Origin of the sequence: Providencia sp. PROV236 (assembly GCF_033676985.1) — a bacterium.
In the GTDB taxonomy this organism is placed as follows: domain Bacteria; phylum Pseudomonadota; class Gammaproteobacteria; order Enterobacterales; family Enterobacteriaceae; genus Providencia; species Providencia manganoxydans.
This window is the reverse complement of the sequence record NZ_CP096297.1, coordinates 2,866,545-2,888,305: the sequence shown is the minus strand read 5'-3', so window position 1 is coordinate 2,888,305 and position 21,761 is coordinate 2,866,545. Positions and strand designations below refer to the sequence as shown.

The following is a 21,761-nucleotide window of genomic DNA, read 5'->3' as shown; positions in this document are numbered from 1 at the left end:
CAGTTCACGCTAGGTAAGTGTTCACTGCCGTATAGGCAGCTTAGAAAAATCATAATTACAGTAAAACGTATCCCCTGAAGTTCACTGCCGTATAGGCAGCTTAGAAAAGCGCGATTCAGGTACGTCACAAGGTTCGTAGGTTCACTGCCGTATAGGCAGCTTAGAAATGATAATTCTTCAATCGCTTCAAGTTCATCATGTTCACTGCCGTATAGGCAGCTTAGAAAGCAATCACCTATCTGCATCAGCGTGCCAGAGGGTTCACTGCCGTATAGGCAGCTTAGAAACACTTGCTCAAGATGCTAATTTAGCGATGGATGTTCACTGCCGTATAGGCAGCTTAGAAATGTCACCGTAATCGACCACGTACCGCTTTTACTGTTCACTGCCATATAGGCAGCTTAATGATTGTTACCATCGAATGCTTATTTGTTTTATTAAAAAGCACATAGTAACCAATTGAAATTAGACAATCTGAATGCAATCAATGAGTTATTTTTATTCACCAACTCTGCGATCATCTTCCCAAAATTGCATAATAATGCATAACAGTAGGTTAATTGCTATAGACATTCCATAAGGTAAATTGTATTAACATAATAATGTAACTTACTAATCTAATGGAAAGGCCAAATTTACATGGATGATTTTTCCCCTTCAGATCTAAAAACAATTCTGCATTCTAAACGTGCCAATATGTACTATCTAGAGCATTGTCGAGTGATGCAGAAAGATGGGCGCGTGCTCTATCTCACCGAAGCAAAAAATGAAAATCTTTATTTTAATATTCCAATCGCTAATACAACGGTTCTGATGCTAGGCACAGGAACATCGATAACACAAGCGGCGATGCGGATGTTATCTCAGGCAGGTGTGCTTGTTGGTTTTTGTGGTGGTGGGGGAACGCCTCTTTACATGGCTTCTGAGGTGGAATGGTTAACCCCTCAAAGTGAATATAGACCGACTGAATATCTACAGGGTTGGATGAAGTTTTGGTTTGATGATACTGAACGTTTACGGGCAGCAAAATCGTTGCAACGAGCGCGTATCAAGTATTTACAGAAAATTTGGCAGAACTCGCGAGAGCTACAAAATGAAGGTTTTATCTATAATGATAGTCTTATCCAAAGTGCGCTAGACACCTTTCAAATAAGAACAGATACCGCTACAAACTCGCAAGAGTTATTACTTACCGAAGCCCAATTAACAAAAAACCTTTATAAGTATACGGCAAATAATACTGGGCAAAAGCACTTTTCACGGCAACATAAATCGATAGATAAAGCCAATGCTTTTTTAAATCACGGTAATTATTTGGCCTATGGCTTAGCAGCCAGTTGCTTGTGGGTATTAGGGATCCCTCACGGTTTTGCGGTGATGCATGGTAAAACAAGGCGGGGAGCCTTAGTATTTGATATAGCTGATTTAATTAAAGATGCTATCGTACTGCCATGGTCTTTTATTTGTGCAAAGGAAGATGCTAGTGAGCAAGAGTTTCGCCAGCAAATTTTACAATCCTTTGTTGATAACCATGCACTCGATTACCTTTTTGATACCGTAAAAGCAATCGCTTTACAAACAGGCTCAGAGCAACAAACTCAGGAGCCAACGCAATGATCGTGACCTTCGTTTCACAGTGTGAAAAATACGCTTTAAAAAGAACACGCCGAGTACTCGATGCGTTTGCAAATCGTATTGGTGATAACACATGGCAGACACTTATCACCGCTGAGGGACTAGAAACGGTCAAAAAAATGCTCCGAAAAAGTGCCAGTCGTAGCACAGCGGTTAGCTGCCATTGGATACGCTCTCGCTCACGAACGCAACTGTTGTGGGTTGTAGGCAACCGTAAAAAATTTAACTCAGAAGGATATGTACCTGTTAATCGGACAGAAAAATCCTTTCTTGGGCGCGAACATGAAAATGATTGGCAGTACCTTTCTCTCATAGAAGCTTTTGCTAAATTAGCAGCACTCCTACATGATTGGGGCAAGGCATCGCGCCTATTTCAAGATAAACTTAACCCAGAGATTAAAACGCCTTTTAAAGGTGATCCAGTAAGGCATGAATGGGTTTCATCAATACTGTTTAGCGCATTAGTGAAAAGCCAACCTAATAGTGAAAATGATGAAAACTGGCTCGATGTACTGAGTACGCAACAATGGGATGAATCACAATTACAACAGTGGGCGAAACAGAATCAACAAGCGGGATTGCCACTATCAGGGCTACCCGATGCCGCATCATTATTAACGTGGCTAATTTTATCCCATCATAGACTGCCTTTTTTAGATGTTAAACAGCAACAGGGTGATGCTAAAAATGGTGACCGTCTACTGTTAAGCCAAATAGGCCATAAAGAAGCTAATACACTGGCAGATATGATGACATTCATTGAACAGTATTGGGGTTATGAAAATAAATATCATGAGCAGGAATTTAACCAGCGGCTAGGCATGTGTTTTGAATTTCCAAATGGCTTATTAAGTACGTCACCAATATGGACTCAAGCGATTAAACAAGCTGCGATCCACTTAAAACAGCAATTGCCTCTATTTCAACAAGCTATGGCTGATGGTAGCTGGAAAATCATTGCCCATTATGCACGCCTTTGTCTCATGTTAGGGGATCATAATTACTCTTCAAAAGAAAATGACCCACAGTGGAAAAGCGATATTCCCCTTTATGCGAATACTCATTATGTAAAAGAGAATCCACTCAATAAAGGTATGCAATTTAAACAAAAACTGGATGAGCACCTCGTTAAGGTTGCTGAAATTGCTCGCGATGTGGCGGAACAATTACCTTTTTTTGAAGGGGAGCCACCTACAGCGGGCGAGGTTAAAAAATTAACTCATCAAAAAAACAGCACCGGGCCATTTAGCTGGCAAGAAGATGTCGTTAGCACAATTCATAAATACCGTGAACAACAAGACGATATAAAAGGCTATTTTATTGTCAATATGGCCAGCACAGGTTGTGGTAAAACGCGAGCAAATGCAAAAGTTATGCAAGCATTATCAGAAGATAAGCAAAGCTTACGTTTTATACTCGCATTGGGGTTGCGAACACTCACATTACAAACAGGTGATGAATACAAAGACAGTATTGGGCTAGAGGAAGATGAACTGGCTGTATTAGTCGGTTCTAAAGCTGTCACTCAATTACATCATCATGCAGCTGATGCTGATAACAGCGCGAAAGATGATGATAATGCTGAAAATAAAACTAAGCCACAAGATATAGGCTCTGAATCACAGGAAACATTATTTGATGACGACGAAGAAGTGCTCTTATGGCAAGAGGATAAGTGGCAAGGCGCTCTCCCTGAAGAAGCATTATCAACTGTATTAACCAAAGCAAAAGATAGAGCGTTGCTCTATGCGCCTGTTTTGGCTTGTACTATTGACCATATTATGGGCGCGACAGAAACCACTCGTGGTGGCCGTTATATTTTGCCAAGTTTACGTTTAATGTCATCTGACCTTGTCATTGATGAAGTGGATGATTTTAGCGATGATGATCTTATTGCTATCGGCCGTTTGATCCACTTCGCTGGCCTGCTTGGGAGAAAGGTGATGATCTCTTCGGCAACCATCCCTCCTGATACTGCTTTAGCCTATTTTCATGCTTATCAATCAGGCTGGTATATTCATGCTAAAAGCCGACAACAGCCATTACAAATTGGTTGCATATGGATGGACGAAGGTAAATATAATTCAGCGAAAGATCAGTGCCAAGCGACAACACAAATTGCGACCATCACGGCAAATGATGTGAATTCAGTGTACTTATATCAGCAATATCACGATCAATTTGTTGATAAACGTGCTGAGGTTTTACAGTCACTACCTGCTCGCCGTAAAGCGTTAATTGTACCGATGCCGATTGAGCAAGGGAAAAATAGTCAGAAGCGCTTTTTTGAGCATATTCAAGCAGCCATTTTAACGCAACATGAACATCATCATTTTGTTGATCAGCAAACGGGTATTCAACTTTCATTTGGTGTGGTACGAGTAGCCAATATCAGCCCTTGTGTTGAATTGACACGTTTTTTACTTGAATGTGAATGGCCTGAAAATATTGAAATTCGCACAATGGCGTATCACAGTCGGCAGGTGTTATTACTGCGTCATGAACAAGAACAGCATTTAGATAAGGTGCTTAAACGTAAAGAAAAAATGGGTGAACAACCTATCGCACTTGCCGATCCTATTATTCGTCAGCATTTAACTGAAACTCAAGGCAAGGCTAAGAACTTGATCTTTATTCTTGTTGCTACACCTGTTGAGGAAGTAGGACGCGATCATGACTTTGATTGGGCGGTTGTCGAACCGTCGTCATATCGTTCTATCATTCAGGTATCAGGGCGGGTACGTCGCCATCGCGAAGGCGAGGTCGAACAGCCGAATGTGTCATTATTGCAATATAATTGGAAAGGTTTTCAAGGTAAGGAGAAATATGTTTTTGTTCGTCCAGGTTATGAAAATAGTGCGATAAAACTCAAAACGCATAATTTAAGTGAACTGGTTGATGAGCAACAGTTAAGAAAATCAATTAATTCACTGCCTCGAATAAAAAAACCAACCAATGTTGAGGGCACTAAAAGTTGTAATTTCGCCAGTTTAGAGCATGCATCGATTAGTTATACGTTGAAAACCAACTGCCTTTTTCCAACTGAGCAAGTTGGAAAAACAGTCAAAACACATCAAAGAAGGCGTTCACGCGCAAATTCATCTGCTATGGTTCGAGTTAATACGGCATCTCATTTATGGGGCTATACCCACGGTTGCTGGTGGATGACGGCGATACCCGTGCAATTAGCACCTTTTCGTAAAAACTCATTATCGATTCGGCTTTCATTAGTGATTTCAAATAGAGGAAAACCTGAATTTTGGGAGTATGACCGAGTTAGCGGATGGGTCACGAAAGATAGTGTGTCAGGTGTTCAGTACGTTGATTTTCCTAAATCGTTGAAAGAAAGATTATGGCTAGTGAGGGATTATCAGCAATCAATTTATCAACATAGTCAAGATGAGGGGCAACTCACGTCGATTTCACGGCTATACGGTGAGGTTAGCTTTTTGAAGCGTGATAATGATAACCATAATTATCAATATGATGACCAGATGGGGATTTACGAAGTAGAAAGATAACTGGCACTAGGCCAGTTATCTGCTGCCTATACGGCAGTGAACATGGTTTTAGATTCTAGAGAATAATTTTCTAAGCTACCTATGCGGTAGTTTGGGAAGTTTATCAAGTTGGTACATAGTCGTCATCATCCCTAGTATAAATTAAATCTATCTTTTTAGAGTATAATGGTTGATCGTTTTTGTGTTGTCGGCTAGATTGGTATTTAACTTAAGTCACAAGGACCTCTAAATATGCTTGATCCAGCAATAGACGCTTTCTTTGCCGAGCGCAAAGAGGGCTGGCTTAAAAAGAATTTAAAAGCTTCAATGAATGAACATGAAGTTAGCCAGTTACAGCAAGAGTGTGAAAAAACTTTTTCATTAAATGAGTGGCTACCAAGTGCGGCTAAACGCGCAGGACAAATATCTATTTCGACTCACCCTTGTACATTTAGCCACCCTAGCGCCCGTAAAAATAAAAATGGTTCAGTCAGTGCAACTATTGCACATAGTCAATATGCAAATGATGGTTTTTTACGATCAGGAAATGTGACTGTTGAAGCTGATGCATTAGGCAATGCCGCGGCATTAGATGTCTATAAGTTTTTGACTTTACAAATGCAAGATCACAAAACACTGTTATCTCACATTGAAGCAGAAACTCCCCTCGCAAAATCATTATTGACGATAAATACGGGGAGCTATCAAGAATTACGGGAAGGCTTTCTGGCTATGGCTGCGACGGATGAAACCGCGGTGACTAGCTCAAAAATAAAACAAGTCTATTTTCCCGTATGGACTGATCATGAAGACTACCATTTGCTTTCAGTATTAACCCCTTCAGGGATAGTGTTTGAAATGCGTCGACGTATCGACAATATTCGCTTTTCCGAACAAACCAAAGCATTGCGTGACTTAAAACGCAAAGGTGAATATAGCGAAATGGGTTTTAAAGAAATTTATGGTATTACCACCATTGGTTTTGGGGGAACTAAGCCACAAAATATTTCGGTTCTAAATAACCAAAACGCAGGTAAGGCACATTTATTACCTTCTCTTCCTCCCGTGATAAATATACGGGAAACACGACTACCCTCAAAAAATTTCTTTGCAGATTGTATTAACACTTGGCATATAAAAGAGGCTTTTGAAGCTTTTCATGGGTTAATTACATTACCAAAAGATAAGCGAGGTAGTCGTTTTTCTGAATACCGTGATAATCGAATTCAAGAATATGTGGATCACATAATTATCATGATGTGGAAAATCCGCCGTGCATATGAACAAGAAGATGTCGTTTTACCGACCAAACTTGCTAAATACCAACAAACATGGCTATTTCCAAACATGCAGCAGCAGCGTGATGATTTGGATGATTGGCTGTTGGTGTTAATTGCGGAAATAACTCGCCAATTTATTGCGGGCTATAACAAGGTCAATGGTAAAAAGGCACTGTCATTTGGTAATGATGAGTTTAATGCCATCGCTGAGATTGTGGCTAAAAATAAGGAATTATTAAGATGAGTGAGCCTATCTATCTTATTAAACTACCGCATCTTAAAGTCCTTAATGCCAATGCCTTATCTAGCCCGTTGACAATTGGTTTCCCTGCGATGACCGCATGGCTTGGCTTTATGCATGCTTTAGAACGTAAGCTTAATAATGATTATGAATTAGATGTTCAATTTGATGCTCTGGCGGTGATCAGCCATGAATGTAATTTGCAAACTTACCGGGGTCCTGGTGATTTTGTGAATTCAATTATTGGTACAGGTAACCCTCTTGATAAAGACGGTAATCGCTCAGCTTTTATTGAAGAAGCAAGGTGCCATTTGGATGTGTCATTATTAATTAAATATGAAGATAACGAAGACTCCCCAATCAATACCGCAGTATTAAATAAAATCCATGAGCTGATCCCAACCATGAAACTGGCTGGTGGCGATATTTTGTCGGTTGAGATGCCACAACGGTATATTTTACCTGATGGGTACAATAATGCTGAAAAAATCAAATTATTTAATAGCTTAATGCCCGGTTATGCCTTAATTGAACGCCGCGACTTAATGATGGAGGCGATGCAAGAAGGGCAAGATGCCATGGATGCACTATTAGATTATGTCACCGTAAATAACCAGTGTGTTGAAATAGAAAACAGTGATGAGTCTAAAAAGAAACCATTTGAATGGAAAATGCAACGCAAAACATCGGGCTGGATTGTCCCTATAGCAACAGGGTTTCAAGGCATATCTCCATTAGGAAAAGCAAAAAATCAACGCGACCCTGAATGTTCCCATCGATTTGCAGAAAGTATGATCACATTAGGGCAATTTTTAATGGTCAATAAAGCCGAATGTCCTGATGAAATACTTTGGTGTTATGCACAGGATTTTGAAAATAATCTCTATTTATGCGAACAAGTTCAACCTAAACATTTTACAAGCGGAGAGTAAAAATGGCGAAGAATAACGATGTAGCCTCAGTATTGGCCTTTGAAAAAAAATTGGTTCCATCTGATGGTTATTTTTATGGCACTAGCTGGGATAATAAAAGCCAATTTACCCCTTTGGCTCTTCAAGAAAAATCGGTTCGCGGAACCATTTCAAATAGGTTAAAAGGCGCGGTTAAAAACGACCCGTTAAAACTAAATGCAGAAGTTGAAAAAGCCAATTTACAAACCGTTGATGCATGTGCATTAGGTACCGAACAAGATACATTAAAGCATCAATTCACCCTTAAAGTTTTGGGGGGCGTTGAATCACCTTCTGCTTGTAACAATGCACTATTCAAAGAAAGCTACACCAAAGCAGCTAAAGAGTATATTGAAAAAGAAGGCTTTCGTGAGTTAGGTCGTCGCTATGCGCATAATATTGCTAATGCGCGTTTTTTATGGCGCAACCGAGTTGGAGCCGAAAAAATTGAAGTTGAAGTCAATATATTAAACTCAGGGCAAGAGCAGCAATGGACATTTGATGCAACGCAATACAGCATTCGTAGTTTTGATAAGCAAGACAAGCAAGTTACAGAATTAGGAAATAAAATTGCTTCGGCCTTGGCAAATAGTGAAGGTGCATTATTGCTTGAAATTACCACTTATGCACAACTAGGAAAAGCACAAGAAGTTTATCCAAGTGAAGAGTTGGTGATGGATAAGGGGAAAGGCAATAAAAGCAAGATCCTTTATCATGTCAATGGTCATGCGGCGATGCACTCACAAAAAGTGGGCAACGCGCTACGCTCTATTGATACATGGTATCCTGCTTATGATGATGAGGTTAATAGCGCTGGCGCAATTGCAATCGAGCCTTATGGTGCAGTGACTAACCTTGGTACGGCTTATCGCACCCCTGGTGCTAAGCAAGATTTTTATACTCACTTTGACAAATGGGCTAGAGGTGAAAAATTAGCGCGTGTTGAGGATGAACACTATGTGATGGCGGTGTTGGTTCGTGGTGGTGTATTTGGTGAAAGCGACAAATAAGGTGAGCTATGAACTATTATCAGGAGATAACTTTATTACCTGATCCAACCATACCGTTAGATTTTTTATGGCAAAAAGTTTATCAGCAAACGCATATTGCCCTTGTTGACAACAAATCAGCCGCAGGAGATAGCGCAGTTGCGATTGCATTTCCTGAATATGGTAGCGTTGGTTTTCGATTAGGTAAAAAAATGCGTTTATTGGCAAAAACTGAACAGGCACTGGTTCAGTTAAACATAAGCCGTTGGTTGGAGAGGTTATCTGATTATGTGCATATCAAATCAATTCAACTGGTGCCTGAATACGCTACAGCGGTTAGCTATGTACGCCAGCATGTAAAGGGTGAAAAACGGATCCAGTTGGATATGCAAAAAAAGGCGCGACTATATGCAACTAAATCCGGTTTGTCGGTTGAGGCTTGCTTGGCACAGCTGAAGGAGAAACAGCCGAAAGCACAGAGCCGTTTGCCGTTTTTATGGGTTGAAAGTCAGCAAACTAAATCACGGAATGAAGCAAGTGGGCACCGTCCGTTTCCACTGTTTATTAAATGCCTTTCAGCCGAAAAGCCCCAAACAGGTTTGTTTAATTGCTATGGATTAAGTCAAGCAGTTACTGGCGATATAAAATTAGCAACAGTTCCACATTTTTGACCTTGTTTTTTTGCTATTTTAAAATTTGATATTAAAACAATGGGTTACAATAAGTAGAGAAAAAGAAGGTATTTTTGTAGAAATACGCTTAACGACTTGTTGTAACTTATTTTTTATTTGATAAAGTCTAGTTCACTGCCGCACAGGCAGCTTAGAAATGCTCTTTTTTTGATAATTTTTTCGGGGCTACGTTCACTGCCGCACAGGCAGCTTAGAAATAAGAAACATTCATTCCCAAGCCATTTCCATAGTTCACTGCCGCACAGGCAGCTTAGAAAAAAACATTATTTTTGCCGTCGTGATCGAATGGGTTCACTGCCGCACAGGCAGCTTAGAAATAAAGTGGGCGTTGATACGCACTTAAAGCGAAGTTCACTGCCGCACAGGCAGCTTAGAAAGATAATAATAACCACCTTTGCACTCATTACCTGTTCACTGCCGCACAGGCAGCTTAGAAATCTAAATCCAGCCGAGATAAAGCCCGAATATTGTTCACTGCCGCACAGGCAGCTTAGAAAAAACTCACGCAATGGCTCGCGCTGATATGGCAGTTCACTGCCGCACAGGCAGCTTAGAAAATTTGTGCATCAGATAATTGCGGCTTGCCAATGTTCACTGCCGCACAGGCAGCTTAGAAATCTACAATTAATAGAGAATTAAATTTACTTATGTTCACTGCCGCACAGGCAGCTTAGAAAACAAAAAGCCCTGATCCAACTTTGGGATTAATGTTCACTGCCGCACAGGCAGCTTAGAAAAGTTCACGCACAAACAGACGTTGAAAACCATTGTTCACTGCCGCACAGGCAGCTTAGAAAAATGCCATTGACCAAGATTTAATACCAGAATCGTTCACTGCCGTACAGGCAGCTTAGAAATTTTTGGTGCATGGAAGGCAACCGCTCGGAGTGTTCACTGCCGTACAGGCAGCTTAGAAATACATATTGATACTGATACGGTCTTGTGGTGGATTCACTGCCGCACAGGCAGCTTAGAAAAGGTTATTTTATTGTTGATTAAGCATTTACTGCCATATAGGCAGCGTTTAAAACGTTATTTCTAATTAAAGTATTACAGATTTTCTGTGTTTTATCTCTATACATAATTTTTTGTGGATAATTGCCAGATTATTTTAGTGTTGTTTAAATGTGATTATATAAAGGAACAATTATATTGCTGATAATATTTTTACTCATCATTATAAGGATAGATATACAAATTGAATTTTTATTTGAACTACTGAAGTGATACTTAAAGATAAAATGAATGCATAGGTAGCTTTTGCTGTACTACCTAGTTTACCTAACCCACAAACAACCCAAACATCAGTGACAACTGCTCAAAGGCTTGATGAATCAAACGCTCACTATAACGTGGTAAGATCGAGATAATTAACCCTAACATACTGATACCAATGGTTAATGTCAGAGGGAAGCCAACGACAAACACCGAGAGTTGTGGAGTCATACGATTCAGAATACCAAGGGCTAAGTTAAGGATTAAAAACAAGGTAATAAAAGGTAGTGCTAACATTAACCCATTGATAAAAATACTATTGGCAAATTGGACTAATGACCAAAAACCGTCTCGATTAAGAGGAGAGACTTGAATTGGGATCAGTTCAAATGAATTGATCACGATGTAAATCAGCCACAAATGGCCATCGAAGGAAAGAAATAGTAGTAACATAATCAGATTTAGAATACGTCCTAAAATGGGCATATTCGGGCCGCCAGTTGGATCAAAAAAGGTGGCAAAAGAAAGTCCCATCTGTAATCCAATTACCTCACCTGCATGACGTACAGCGGCAAATGCCATCTGCATCGTGAGTCCGATAGCAATACCAATCACGATTTGCTGAACAATCACCCATAACCCCATTGCTGAAAATAAAGGAATATTGACGATAGGCAGTTGCGGCGAAACAATTAAAATCACAAAAAAAGCTAAGATGATACGTGCTTTGGTAATAGATTGTTTTTCATTGAAGAAGGGGGCGGTGCCAAATAGGGCTAATAGGCGAATAAAAGGATAGAAACCTTGGCTTAACCAAAGCGTTAGCGTTTCACTGGTAATGGTTAACATGGCTAGCCAATGATAAATGGCAGGTTACTAAATAACGCGCGCATGTAATCAAGCAGTAGATTGAGCATCCATGGACCGGCAATAATGATCACTGCAATCACGGAGAGGATTTTGGGAATAAATGACAGGGTCATTTCATTCACCTGTGTTGCGGCTTGCAATAGGCTAATAATTAGCCCCGCAGCAAGAGCCGCCAGCAATAATGGTGCGGCTAACATTAAAGCAATTTTCATGGCTTCTGTGCCCATTGCCATGATGGATTCAGGTGTCATCACTATTCCTCATTGATACTTGTCATACTTCAAGTCGCAGTGTTGTTGACTGCGTTCATTCGCTTCTCATCATCTACTTATGTATGCTCTTAGCGATTGGCTCACTTGTTGCCCATCAGCACTTCGAATGATTTTGAGCATAAACGACTCAATACTATTAGTTAAAAAAAACTCTGTGACAAAGAACCAAGTAGCAGCTGCCAGCCATCGACTAAAACAAATAGCATTAATTTAAAAGGCAAAGACACGGTTGCCGGCGGCACCATCATCATACCGAGCGCCATTAATACACTAGCGACCACGAGATCGATGATCAAAAACGGAATAAAAATGGTAAAGCCGATTTGAAAAGCGGTTTTAAGCTCACTTGTAATAAAAGCAGGGACTAAAATACGCATTGGCACGTCTTTGGCTTCTTGAATATCACCGACTTTGGCGATCCGTGCGAATAGCGCTAAATCTGATTCGCGAGTTTGTCCTAACATAAAAGTGCGAAATGGTGCCGTGCCTTTTTCTAAAGCAGTTTCTAAGCTAATTTTATCTTCACTAAATGGCTGATAGGCTTCGCGGTAAGCTTGATCGGCAACCGGTGACATCACAAAAAAGGTTAAAAATAGTGCCAGACCTAATAATACTTGGTTCGGTGGTGCAGAAGGGGTACCGAGTGCATTACGTAATAGACCTAATACAATGATAATGCGAGTAAAACTGGTCATCATTAACAGTAAGGCAGGGATAAAGCCCAATAAGGTTAAAAACAGTAATGTTTGTACTGGTAATGACCAACTTTGCCCACCATCAGGTAGTGTTTGGCTGATAATAGGCGGCAAGGAAGCGAAAGCTTGAGTGGGTAGTAATAATAATGAAGCGATCACCGTCGTCGTTTTCAAAGGGAACATGTGTGCTTCCAATTATTGGTAATTTGCTATTTTGGAGGCCACTTGTTCAACTGCATCTTGTTTTTTCTTGAACACAGATTGAAATGTCAGCGGCTCAGGGACCGATGTAAGTGGTTTTTTATTCACCGCTGGGCATTGATGCAGTAAATTCACAGATTGTGCAGTCACGCCTAGCACCAGCCATTCATTATTCATTTCTACCACAACTACACGTTCTTTGTTGCCAAGTGAACAGCTACTTTTCACTTTTAATAATTGGCTTTTACCTAATTGTTTAGGGGCGAGACCGAGTTTTTTCACTAACCATGAACCAGCCAGTATTAACAAGATGATCCCACCTAATGCCCCTGATATTTGCATTAAGCTATGACTATTACTGAGGGCGGGGATCGCCTGACCGCTTGGTTGTTCGGTTTGGCTAATAAATGGAGTCGTTTTCATATCAGTCTCTAACCTATTAACGGCTTAAACGGCGCATGCGTTCTGACGGTGTAATGATATCGGTAATACGGATACCATAGTTGTCAGAGACTACCACCACTTCACCTTGAGCAATCAAATAGCCATTAATCAAAATATCTAATGGCTCACCAGCAAGTCCATCAAGAGAAACCACTGAGCCTTGTGAAAGGCTTAATAGTTTTTTGATAGTCATTTTAGTGCGACCCAATTCGACAGATAGGCGAACTGGGATATCCATAATTAAATTAATATCAGAAAGCTGATCAAGCGTATTTTGCCCATCTAAACTTGCAAACGCCTGTGCACTGGCTGAGGAGGATCCCGCTTTCTTTTGTTGCTCCAATGCTTCAGCCCATAAATCTTCACCGTCGTGATTGGTTGATGCATCAGGAGAGTTATTCGCCTCACTCATTGGTACTTTCCTCATTTAGAGTGTTTAAAACAGGGTTAATCAAATGTTCTACACGCAATGCATATTGACCATTTTGAGTGCCATATTGGCTCGTCAATACGGGCACACCATCAACACTGACCATTAATCGGTCAGGTTTATCGATAGGGATCACATCCCCTTTTTGCAGTTGCAGTAAGCGAGATATCCGTAATGGGATATCGACAAAATTGGCGACAAGTTCTAACTCTGAGCGTTTAACTTGCGTGACTAAATTACTGACCCATGCTTCATTTTCTTGGTGGCCTTGTTCTACGGGGGGATTAATTAACCGCTCACGCAGTGGCTCAATCATAGCGATAGGGATACAAATACTGAATTCACCAATGGTATTGCCGATTTCCACTAAAAAAGGTGTGGTAACGACGATGTCATTTGGAGATGTGGTGATATTGGTGAATTTTACTTGCATTTCTGAGCGCACATATTCCACATCGATATCTGCTATTGGCTTCCAAGCTTCACGATAGGCACCCAAAGCGAGTTTCAACATCCTATTAATAATACGCTGTTCAGTATTGGTGAATTCTTTACCTTCAGAGCGAACAGGGAAGCGGCCATCGCCACCAAATAGGTTATCGACTGCGATATACACCAACGCGGGTTCAAATGTGAACAGCGCCGTGCCACGTAATGGTGGCATATGGATCAAGTTCAAGTTAGTTGGAACAGGTAAATTACGAGCAAATTCATGATAAGGCTCGATTTTAATGCCACCTACCGTAATGTCTGGGCTACGGCGCAGCATATTAAACAATCCCATACGAAACTGACGTGCAAATCGCTCATTGATGATTTCAAGTGATTGCATACGCTCGCGAATAACACGGCGCTGTGTATTCGGATCATAAGGACGAACGTGTTCTTTGTCTTTGGATGGTGTCGCTGATTGGTTCGATGATGGTGCATCATCATTGAGCAACGCATCGATTTCAGCCTGAGATAAAATATTATCGCTCATCTGAATTACCGCAAAATAAAGGTCGTGAATAATACGTCTGAAATATCTTGTCCTGACTCTCCCGGGATCAGCGTCGGTGAAAGAGTTTCTTTAATGGCTTGCATCAACTGTAGTTTCCCTTCATGGGTACTGAGTGTTTTCGGTTTTTGTTCAGACAACAGTAATAACAAGCGGCTGCGAACTTCAGGCAAGTATTCGTGAAGTTGCTTACGTGATTTTTCATTGGCGAGCCGTAAGGTCACATTGATATATAAAACGCGATCAGGTGATTCATTCAAGCCAGGTAGATTTACGGTGAAGGGCTCTAAATCCATAAAGATGGGTTGAGGCATATTGATGCGTTTTTCATCTTCATTGACTGGGTTTGCCGTCTGCTGTGTTGTCCACCATGTGTAACCGCCAAAACTTGCACCAGCGATGGCAAGAAGGGCAAAGAGTATCATTAGCCCTTTATTTGAATTTTTAGATGAATTGCTTGAAGACGGCATGTTAGCAAAATTCCTATTGATAAAAACCAAACCCAATTAGGGTTTTACTTTGTAATCTTTAGCATTATGGCTTGATTGAGCCAGTCTAAAGGGGGGAAAAACGAAACAAAAAGGGGGTAACTCGGCGCTTTAGTTACGAAATCACCACCTATTGTTTGAAAATTAAGCGAATGTATCAATGCCACCTCGTGCACGAGTCACTGGTTGAGCTGATGGAGTCAATGATGACTCACTGCTAGCGATACCGACTAAAGTTGCACTGGAGGAGGGTAAACTTTGTTGATGGTCGGTTTGCTTGTTTGAACCTGATTGGCCATTAGGGGTGTCTTGTCCTACAGAGCCCTGTGCTAGGTGAATGCCACTTTCTTGGAGTGCGTTACGCAATATTGGCATCATGCTTTCCATTGCTGCGCGAACATGGCTATGAGGTGAAACAAAATGCATTACCGCTTGGTTATCTTCTATGCGTAAATGGACATTTAGGGAACCAAGATCTTCAGGGTGTAAGCGAATTTGTGCCTGTGAAATACCTTGGCGTGAAAAAAATAGCATATGTTGATTAATTTGCTGCTGCCATGCTTCACTGCCGAGTGGTACTCCCGGTTGCATGGGTATCATCGGTGTATTGGTGCTGACAGTGTGTGTGGCGGTAGGTGTCGGCATCATACTGACTGTATGTGCAGAGGCCGATTGAGTTGACGTAGGTTGTAGTAGAGAGTTATCGACAGAAGAGGTGAAGGCACTCTTCAGATTGCCCGTATTTTCTCCATTGCTGATCGCTTGGGATACTGAGAATGTTTCCCTCTCTATGCTCTTTTTATTTAGTGGCATAAAGTCAGGAGATAAATCTTTCACGACAATTTTTTTGCTTTCATTCAACGGTAATAAAGGCTGATCTTTGCGCTCTTCTTTTTCATTTTTAATAAAAGCAGTTAAGTGTGCAGGTTGGTCTTTATTATCAAGATCGGTGAGTCGTATCGGTGCGCGCAGTTCACTATCTTCTTCAGATTGCACTGTAGCGGCAAATGAGGCATTAAGTTGTACTGATTTTTCAGCAAAAGGAATAAGGGCCATTTGTTTGCCATCAGCAAACTGCGTTGAAGCGGATATGAATGTTTTACTGTCGTCTGTCACTTTTAAATTATTTAGCCAAGTCTGCTCTAGGCTATCTGTTTGATTAAGTAGCTGTGTTTGTAATACGGGGTGTTCACCGTCATGACGTAAAGTTCGACTGTAATTCATCTGATCAATGGCATGCTCAGCTTGCTGCTTAGTTGTTGGTTGTGGCGAGTTTTCCGTTTGTACTGTGTCAGCAGCTGTATGGGATGTTTTGTTAGCAGTAAGATCATTGGTGTTTGTAGGTTTTTGAACCGGTTGCTGGTTATCAAGAACTGCTTGAAAGGGCAATACTGGCACTTGATCGGCATCTAAACGCGGATCATTTTGTTGATTATGACTGTTTTTTAGCCCCGTAGATGAAGAAATTGCGGGGGCGTTAGGCGTATTGACGTCCATTTATTGGTTTCTCCGTAACGTTGCACGTTGAGCAAATTCATCCATCTGTTTTTGCTCTAAACGGTTTAATCGCTGGTTTTTACTGTGTTCGGCACGTTGAATTAAGGTATCGAACGCATTCACTCTTTGTTGTTTTTCTTGCCAATGGCGATTAGCTTCACTCACGCGTTGTTCCCATAACGTTAGCTGTTGCTGTTGTTGCTCAATGGTGAGTTCTAATGTGACTAAAAATTGTTGATAGTTCTGCCATTTATCAGCATCGATTCCACTGTGTAATGTTTGATTGAGTTTTTGGCGATACTCAGTTTGATAATTTTCTAGCATGTTGAGTTGTTGAGACATTTGTACTTGCGTTTGTCTAACTTGAGCCAACACTTTTGCCGCTTCGTCGGAAGCTTCTACGGCTAAATTTAGTAATGTTGTTAACGCATTATTGTTACTCATCTCACCCCTCATTATTCATTGGGAATCGCATGAACTAATTGCTCACAAGCCGTTTGATAATCACAACGCTCATCAATGTCTTGCTGTAAAAATGTCGACATACGTGGGTAATATTGGATTGCCATATCTAACATGGGATCACTGCCTGCTGCATAAGCGCCGACATTAATCAAATCGCGGTTGCGTTGATAACTGGAGGTGAGTTGTTTAAACCGTTGGATCAAACGATAGTGTTGCTTATCAATGAGCTCAGTCATGGCACGGCTAATTGAAGCCTCAATATCGATAGCGGGGTAGTGGCCTGATTCGGCAAGCGCTCTCGATAACACAATATGACCATCTAAGATAGCGCGTGCAGAGTCGGCAATCGGATCTTGTTGGTCATCACCTTCTGTGAGTACGGTATAAAAAGCGGTGATCGAGCCTCCGTTTTTGCCATTACCGGCACGTTCAACCAATGCAGGCAATTTTGCAAATACAGAGGGGGGATAGCCTTTTGTTGCAGGTGGTTCGCCAATTGCGAGTGCGATTTCACGCTGTGCCATGCTGTAACGAGTGAGTGAGTCCATTATCAGCAGTACGTTTTTACCAAGATCGCGGAAGTATTCGGCGATACGTGTGGCATAAGAGGCCCCTTGCATACGTAGTAAGGGGGAAACGTCAGCAGGGGCGGCTACTACGACCGCACGTTGTAATCCTTCGGCACCTAAAATATTTTCAATAAAATCTTTAACTTCACGGCCTCGTTCACCAATTAGGCCAACCACAATGATGTCAGCTTGCGTGAAGCGAGCCATCATGCCAAGTAACACACTTTTACCCACCCCTGAGCCGGCAAAGAGCCCCATACGTTGGCCACGGCCTACGGTGAGAAGCGCATTAATAGCGCGAACGCCAACATCCAGTACGCTATTAATCGGTGTTCTTTCAAGTGGATTAATTGGTGGCGTGATTAATGGTGCGCGATGTTTAACATCTAATGGGCCTTTACCATCAAGTGGTGTGCCTTGTGCATCGAGGATCCTGCCCAGTAATTCATCACCGAGTGGTAACAGGCGGCTAGTTTGGCCGTCATCGCCGGTAGTTTGTGCATAAACACGAGCACCCGGTGCAATTCCTTCGAGATCAGCCAGTGGCATTAATAGCATACGTGCGCCATTAAAGCCGACGACTTCACATACTACTTCATCATGACGACCATTAATCGCACGTTCGATAAAACAGGTCGCTCCTAATGGCATTTTAATGCCTTCTGCTTCCATCACTAAACCGGTGATCTTAGTGAGGCGACCATAATGGCGTGTCATTGGGATCCCTTTCATCCGGGATTCCAAATCATCCAGTGTTGCTATCCAGCGACCCATTCTCACGGTCATGACAAAGTCTCCGGCGCATAAAGGCGGCACAATTCTTGCCAACGTGTCGCGACGGTCATATCGGTTTCGCCATCTTCAGCGACGACACGGCAACCACCGAGGTGTAGCTTAGGATCGGCAACTAAACGCCAACCATTAAGGCTTAATAATGAACCTAAATGTTGCTCAATCAGCTCTATGTGAGCAGGGTTGACATGTAGCTCAGGCTGGCCTGAGAAAATGGGTTTTTGTTGTAATAAATGGCTGATTTCTTCTAGTAGCGCTGTGCCATCACAAATAGTTGATTGACCTAATACTTGTTTAGCGGCAGTTAAGGCAATTTGCAGCAACTTAGTGGTGATGACGGTATCGAAACTATCAATTGAATAATTAAACTCGGACAGTAATTTTTGCCAAGTTTCAATGATTGGCTGTTCTTGCGCGAGAGCTTGTTGGCGACCTTGTTCTTCACCTGCACGTAACCCTTGCTCAAAACCTGCTTGATAACCTTCTTTTTGTCCAAGTTCATGGCCTTGTTGGTAACCTGAACGTTGGGCTTCTTCTTTTAAGTTATCCAATAGATTGATTTGCTCAAGTACCTCTTGCGGCTCAAGACAGGGAACTTTCGGTTTATCAGGCTCTGGTAGGTCATCCAATGAAGGAATAGCTGGGGAATTGAGATCCCATTGATTCAATTCACGCAGTTGCCAAGGTTTCCATGATTGTTGATCGATTGGTGATTTAGACATAGACATCGTCTCCACCACCAATGCTGATTTCGCCTTTTTCTGCTAAACGACGCACTATCATCAAGATCGCTTTTTGCTCGGTTTCTACTTGTGACATACGGACAGGTGAACGGGACTCCAAATCATCGCGAACGATTTCAGCAGCACGTACCGCCATATTGTTAAGGAAGTGGTCGCGTAGTGCTTGATTACTGCCTTTAAGGGCAATAACCAACGAATCGTTGGCAACTTCTTGTAGAATACGTTGAATGCTGCGATTGTCGACCTCAATAAGATTTTCGAATAGAAACATTTCGTCGATAATGCGTTGTGCCAATTCGCCATCGTAGTCACGCATTGCATCAATCACGCTTTCTTCTTGTTGATTTTTCATTAGATTGATGATTTCAGCCGCGGTTCTTACGCCACCCATTTTGCTGCGTTTGAGGTTTTGGCCATCCAATAAGTTATTAAGAACTTCGGTAAGCTCGGCCAAGGCTGCGGGTTGTACACCACCAAAGGTCGCGATACGTAGCATGATGTCATTACGTTGGCGCTCGTCAAACAGCTCTAAAACATCGGCAGCAAGGTTGCGTTTTAAGTGAACCAATATCGTGGCGATAATTTGTGGATGTTCATCACGAATAATATCGGCCACGGTTTGCGGTTCCATGTAATTGAGACTTTCAATACCGGATGTACTTTCTTGTTTATCAAAGATATCTTCTAACAAGCTAGCCGCACGCTCTTCACCTAATGCTTTGATCAGCACTGAACGTAGATAATCATTGGTATTAATATTGAGTGCTGCAAATTGAATGGCGGATTCTTCAAACTCAGTGAGTACCTCAGCCAGTTCATTATTTGAGATTTGGCGCATGTTAGAAACCGCCATACTCAGTTGTTGAACTTCTTTGGGATTCAGGTGTTTAAAGACCTCTGCGGCTTGATCTTCGCCGAGTGTCATTAGCATCACGGCACTTTTTTCGGTTCCTGTTAATATCATTGTGCTTTTCCTAACCACTGACGAATGACCATGGCAACCACTTGTGGGTCTTTCTCTGCCATTTCACGAATACGTTGACTTTGAATTTCAGCACTGACACGTTGGCGAGTCAGGCGACGACGTGTTTGTTCGTCCATATCTTCATTAATTTCTTCATCAACCACGAGCGGGGTTTTAGGTTGAGTCGTAACAAAGGTTTCGGCGGTCACTTGCGCTTGCTGTGATTGGCGGTATTTCACCCATTGTGGCTTGATACCGAAACGCCACATAAACCAAGCGATAATGGCGATTAAGAGGATCTTACCGTAATCCAATATTTGGGCGATAAGCTGTGGGTTTTCCAGCATCGAAGGTTGTTCTTCAACAACGGTTTCGTTGGTAAATAATGAGTTAGTGATGTTTAAAGAGTCTCCACGATCAACTGAATACCCCATTGCCTCACGGGTTAGCGCATCAATTTGCTTCATCATTTCTGGTGGTAATGGTTTCATTTGGACGCCATTTTCACCTTCTTGGGGTAAGTAATTGATGATCACTGCGACTGATAATCTATCAACAACACCTATCTGACGCTGAGTGTGACTAATTTTACGGTCGACCTCGTAATTAGTGGTTTCATCACTCTGTGAGTGGCTTGAACCATTACCCGACATATTATTTTTTTGGCTAGTTTGGTTGTTTTTATCCGTCGAAACAGGTGCTGATGGGGCGTTTGGTGGTTGGTTGGATAATGCTCCCGGCACACCACCTGTTCCACCATTGTTGTTTTGCATACTCTGGCTGTTTTGTCGTGAGCGAATTGCCGCACTTTCAGGTGTTTGATTCGGCTTATATTCTTCAGAGGTTTGCTCAACTTTAGAGAAATCCATTTGCGCTGTGACTTGTGCATGCACGTTGGCGCGACCGACTAATGGTGACAGGATATCTTCAATCCGTTGTTTGAGATGGGATTCCATCTCTTTAGTCATTTTTATTTGTGCGCTATTAGCCGATTGTTGACTGTTATCATTGTTAGTCAGTAAACGACCTGTTTGATCGACAATCGTCACATTTGCAGCGGTTAAACCTGAAACGCTACTGGAGACCATATGGACAATTGCTGTGATTTGACTTTCATCTAACATGCGTCCCGGTAGTAATCCTACGGTGACTGAGGCTGTCGGGAGCTTTTGTTCACGAACAAATAAAGTGGGTTTTGGGATGGCCAAATGAACACGTGCGTTTTGGACAGGGCTCAGCGATTCAATGGTGCGTGATAATTCACCTTCCAATGCACGTTGGTAGTTAACTTGTTCGCTAAATTGGCTGATACCAAACTGTTCTTTATCTAACAGTTCGAAACCCGTATTGCCTCCTTTAGGCAATCCAGATTGCGCTAATTTAAGACGTAGTTCATGAACTTTATCCGCGGGTACCAAAATTGCACTACCATTATCAGCGATTTGATAAGGTACGTTCATTTGTGTTAATTGGCTGACTATATCACCACCGTCTTTGGCACTGAGGTTACTAAGAAGTACTCGATAGTCAGGACTGCGTAGCCAAAGAAGTAGGGCGACAACAACCGCAATCGCCGCAGCACCAGCAATCATTAGTGGAATTTTTGGGGATGATTTGAGGCGCGTAGCAATAGATGCAAACCCTTTTGAAACCTCTCCCGTTTCTTTAGATGCGGCACTCATAGATATTCCTTGCCTTGCAAAATCAACAGATGAAAACACTTTTGGCGAAACAATGTTATTCCCTCTTCGTCACGTCACTTTTTTACGTTGCTATTATTGATGACTCTAATAAATCTAATGACGGAATCAGCCTATAAATTTGGTGTT

19 protein-coding genes and 2 CRISPR repeat arrays (1 of these 21 only partly in view) are annotated in these 21,761 nt (G+C 41.8%); of the genes, 6 read left to right on the top strand and 13 right to left on the bottom strand.

The annotated features are described in order from the left end of the window. Window positions 1-408: direct repeats of the CRISPR family, unit length 28 nt; unit sequence GTTCACTGCCGTATAGGCAGCTTAGAAA; it reaches 822 nt to the left of the window's first position. Between the two features lie 231 nt (window positions 409-639). From cas1f to cas6f, 6 genes are all read left to right on the top strand, one after another. Further along, the gene (gene cas1f / locus M1E96_RS13195) at window positions 640-1,617 is read left to right on the top strand and encodes a type I-F CRISPR-associated endonuclease Cas1f (protein WP_369427105.1); all 978 of its coding nucleotides are present in this window, start codon (window positions 640-642) and stop codon (window positions 1,615-1,617) included. After that, window positions 1,614-5,156: a type I-F CRISPR-associated helicase Cas3f gene (gene cas3f / locus M1E96_RS13190; protein WP_337979421.1), complete on the top strand. Its 3,543-nt coding sequence runs from the start codon at window positions 1,614-1,616 to the stop codon at window positions 5,154-5,156. The genes cas1f and cas3f overlap by 4 nt, the downstream gene beginning before the upstream one ends. 231 nt (window positions 5,157-5,387) lie before the next feature. Further along, window positions 5,388-6,659, top strand: a complete 1,272-nt coding sequence (gene csy1 / locus M1E96_RS13185) for a type I-F CRISPR-associated protein Csy1 (RefSeq protein ID WP_369427104.1) — start codon at window positions 5,388-5,390, stop codon at window positions 6,657-6,659. Beyond that, the gene (gene csy2, locus M1E96_RS13180; protein ID WP_319068571.1) at window positions 6,656-7,588 is read left to right on the top strand and encodes a type I-F CRISPR-associated protein Csy2; all 933 of its coding nucleotides are present in this window, start codon (window positions 6,656-6,658) and stop codon (window positions 7,586-7,588) included. Before csy1 ends, csy2 begins: the two co-directional genes overlap by 4 nt. A 2-nt stretch (window positions 7,589-7,590) precedes the next feature. Next, window positions 7,591-8,616, top strand: a complete 1,026-nt coding sequence (csy3, locus tag M1E96_RS13175; protein WP_319068569.1) for a type I-F CRISPR-associated protein Csy3 — start codon at window positions 7,591-7,593, stop codon at window positions 8,614-8,616. Window positions 8,617-8,624: 8 nt separating this feature from the next. Beyond that, window positions 8,625-9,266, top strand: coding sequence for a type I-F CRISPR-associated endoribonuclease Cas6/Csy4 (gene cas6f, locus M1E96_RS13170; RefSeq protein WP_319068568.1), 642 nt, complete (start codon window positions 8,625-8,627; stop codon window positions 9,264-9,266). Window positions 9,267-9,396: 130 nt separating this feature from the next. Then, window positions 9,397-10,316: a CRISPR direct-repeat array (repeat unit 28 nt; unit sequence GTTCACTGCCGCACAGGCAGCTTAGAAA). Window positions 10,317-10,568: 252 nt separating this feature from the next. Here the strand turns inward: cas6f and fliR are convergent. The 13 genes from fliR to fliF form a co-directional block, all read right to left on the bottom strand. Further along, window positions 10,569-11,351: a flagellar biosynthetic protein FliR gene (gene fliR / locus M1E96_RS13165; protein ID WP_140181649.1), complete on the bottom strand. Its 783-nt coding sequence runs from the start codon at window positions 11,349-11,351 to the stop codon at window positions 10,569-10,571. Between the two features lie 2 nt (window positions 11,352-11,353). Next, complete coding sequence (gene fliQ, locus M1E96_RS13160; RefSeq protein ID WP_140181651.1) at window positions 11,354-11,623, bottom strand: flagellar biosynthesis protein FliQ; 270 nt, start codon at window positions 11,621-11,623, stop codon at window positions 11,354-11,356. 161 nt (window positions 11,624-11,784) lie between these two features. Then, a complete protein-coding gene (gene fliP, locus M1E96_RS13155; protein WP_272579594.1) occupies window positions 11,785-12,522 on the bottom strand; it encodes a flagellar type III secretion system pore protein FliP in 738 nt (245 codons plus the stop codon). 12 nt (window positions 12,523-12,534) lie between these two features. Beyond that, window positions 12,535-12,963 (bottom strand): flagellar biosynthetic protein FliO, encoded by a 429-nt coding sequence (fliO, locus tag M1E96_RS13150; RefSeq protein ID WP_272579595.1) that lies wholly within the window; start codon window positions 12,961-12,963, stop codon window positions 12,535-12,537. A gap of 16 nt (window positions 12,964-12,979) precedes the next feature. Further along, complete coding sequence (fliN, locus tag M1E96_RS13145; RefSeq protein WP_369427103.1) at window positions 12,980-13,396, bottom strand: flagellar motor switch protein FliN; 417 nt, start codon at window positions 13,394-13,396, stop codon at window positions 12,980-12,982. Then, complete coding sequence (fliM, locus tag M1E96_RS13140) at window positions 13,389-14,396, bottom strand: flagellar motor switch protein FliM (protein ID WP_369427102.1); 1,008 nt, start codon at window positions 14,394-14,396, stop codon at window positions 13,389-13,391. The genes fliN and fliM overlap by 8 nt, the downstream gene beginning before the upstream one ends. A gap of 5 nt (window positions 14,397-14,401) precedes the next feature. After that, the gene (fliL, locus tag M1E96_RS13135; protein WP_070926089.1) at window positions 14,402-14,884 is read right to left on the bottom strand and encodes a flagellar basal body-associated protein FliL; all 483 of its coding nucleotides are present in this window, start codon (window positions 14,882-14,884) and stop codon (window positions 14,402-14,404) included. A gap of 162 nt (window positions 14,885-15,046) precedes the next feature. Next, window positions 15,047-16,399: a flagellar hook-length control protein FliK gene (locus tag M1E96_RS13130; RefSeq protein WP_319068559.1), complete on the bottom strand. Its 1,353-nt coding sequence runs from the start codon at window positions 16,397-16,399 to the stop codon at window positions 15,047-15,049. Further along, complete coding sequence (fliJ, locus tag M1E96_RS13125; RefSeq protein ID WP_070926093.1) at window positions 16,400-16,843, bottom strand: flagellar export protein FliJ; 444 nt, start codon at window positions 16,841-16,843, stop codon at window positions 16,400-16,402. It lies immediately after the preceding gene. A gap of 11 nt (window positions 16,844-16,854) precedes the next feature. Next, the gene (gene fliI, locus M1E96_RS13120; protein ID WP_070926095.1) at window positions 16,855-18,219 is read right to left on the bottom strand and encodes a flagellar protein export ATPase FliI; all 1,365 of its coding nucleotides are present in this window, start codon (window positions 18,217-18,219) and stop codon (window positions 16,855-16,857) included. Continuing rightward, the gene (fliH, locus tag M1E96_RS13115; protein WP_272579597.1) at window positions 18,216-18,947 is read right to left on the bottom strand and encodes a flagellar assembly protein FliH; all 732 of its coding nucleotides are present in this window, start codon (window positions 18,945-18,947) and stop codon (window positions 18,216-18,218) included. Before fliH ends, fliI begins: the two co-directional genes overlap by 4 nt. Beyond that, window positions 18,940-19,932 (bottom strand): flagellar motor switch protein FliG, encoded by a 993-nt coding sequence (fliG, locus tag M1E96_RS13110; RefSeq protein ID WP_070926099.1) that lies wholly within the window; start codon window positions 19,930-19,932, stop codon window positions 18,940-18,942. The genes fliH and fliG overlap by 8 nt, the downstream gene beginning before the upstream one ends. Beyond that, a complete protein-coding gene (fliF, locus tag M1E96_RS13105) occupies window positions 19,929-21,614 on the bottom strand; it encodes a flagellar basal-body MS-ring/collar protein FliF (protein ID WP_319068555.1) in 1,686 nt (561 codons plus the stop codon). Before fliF ends, fliG begins: the two co-directional genes overlap by 4 nt. Window positions 21,615-21,761 lie beyond the last annotated feature (147 nt).

Excerpts from the sequence above, each read along its gene's own strand:
- cas1f (WP_369427105.1), top strand. The coding sequence starts at position 640 with ATGGATGATTTTTCCCCTTCAGATCTAAAAACAATTCTGCATTCTAAA.
- cas3f (WP_337979421.1), top strand. The coding sequence starts at position 1,614 with ATGATCGTGACCTTCGTTTCACAGTGTGAAAAATACGCTTTAAAAAGA.
- csy1 (WP_369427104.1), top strand. The coding sequence starts at position 5,388 with ATGCTTGATCCAGCAATAGACGCTTTCTTTGCCGAGCGCAAAGAGGGC.
- csy2 (WP_319068571.1), top strand. The coding sequence starts at position 6,656 with ATGAGTGAGCCTATCTATCTTATTAAACTACCGCATCTTAAAGTCCTT.
- csy3 (WP_319068569.1), top strand. The coding sequence starts at position 7,591 with ATGGCGAAGAATAACGATGTAGCCTCAGTATTGGCCTTTGAAAAAAAA.
- cas6f (WP_319068568.1), top strand. The coding sequence starts at position 8,625 with ATGAACTATTATCAGGAGATAACTTTATTACCTGATCCAACCATACCG.
- fliR (WP_140181649.1), bottom strand. The coding sequence starts at position 11,351 with ATGTTAACCATTACCAGTGAAACGCTAACGCTTTGGTTAAGCCAAGGT.
- fliQ (WP_140181651.1), bottom strand. The coding sequence starts at position 11,623 with ATGACACCTGAATCCATCATGGCAATGGGCACAGAAGCCATGAAAATT.
- fliP (WP_272579594.1), bottom strand. The coding sequence starts at position 12,522 with ATGTTCCCTTTGAAAACGACGACGGTGATCGCTTCATTATTATTACTA.
- fliO (WP_272579595.1), bottom strand. The coding sequence starts at position 12,963 with ATGAAAACGACTCCATTTATTAGCCAAACCGAACAACCAAGCGGTCAG.
- fliN (WP_369427103.1), bottom strand. The coding sequence starts at position 13,396 with ATGAGTGAGGCGAATAACTCTCCTGATGCATCAACCAATCACGACGGT.
- fliM (WP_369427102.1), bottom strand. The coding sequence starts at position 14,396 with ATGAGCGATAATATTTTATCTCAGGCTGAAATCGATGCGTTGCTCAAT.
- fliL (WP_070926089.1), bottom strand. The coding sequence starts at position 14,884 with ATGCCGTCTTCAAGCAATTCATCTAAAAATTCAAATAAAGGGCTAATG.
- M1E96_RS13130 (WP_319068559.1), bottom strand. The coding sequence starts at position 16,399 with ATGGACGTCAATACGCCTAACGCCCCCGCAATTTCTTCATCTACGGGG.
- fliJ (WP_070926093.1), bottom strand. The coding sequence starts at position 16,843 with ATGAGTAACAATAATGCGTTAACAACATTACTAAATTTAGCCGTAGAA.
- fliI (WP_070926095.1), bottom strand. The coding sequence starts at position 18,219 with ATGACCGTGAGAATGGGTCGCTGGATAGCAACACTGGATGATTTGGAA.
- fliH (WP_272579597.1), bottom strand. The coding sequence starts at position 18,947 with ATGTCTAAATCACCAATCGATCAACAATCATGGAAACCTTGGCAACTG.
- fliG (WP_070926099.1), bottom strand. The coding sequence starts at position 19,932 with ATGATATTAACAGGAACCGAAAAAAGTGCCGTGATGCTAATGACACTC.
- fliF (WP_319068555.1), bottom strand. The coding sequence starts at position 21,614 with ATGAGTGCCGCATCTAAAGAAACGGGAGAGGTTTCAAAAGGGTTTGCA.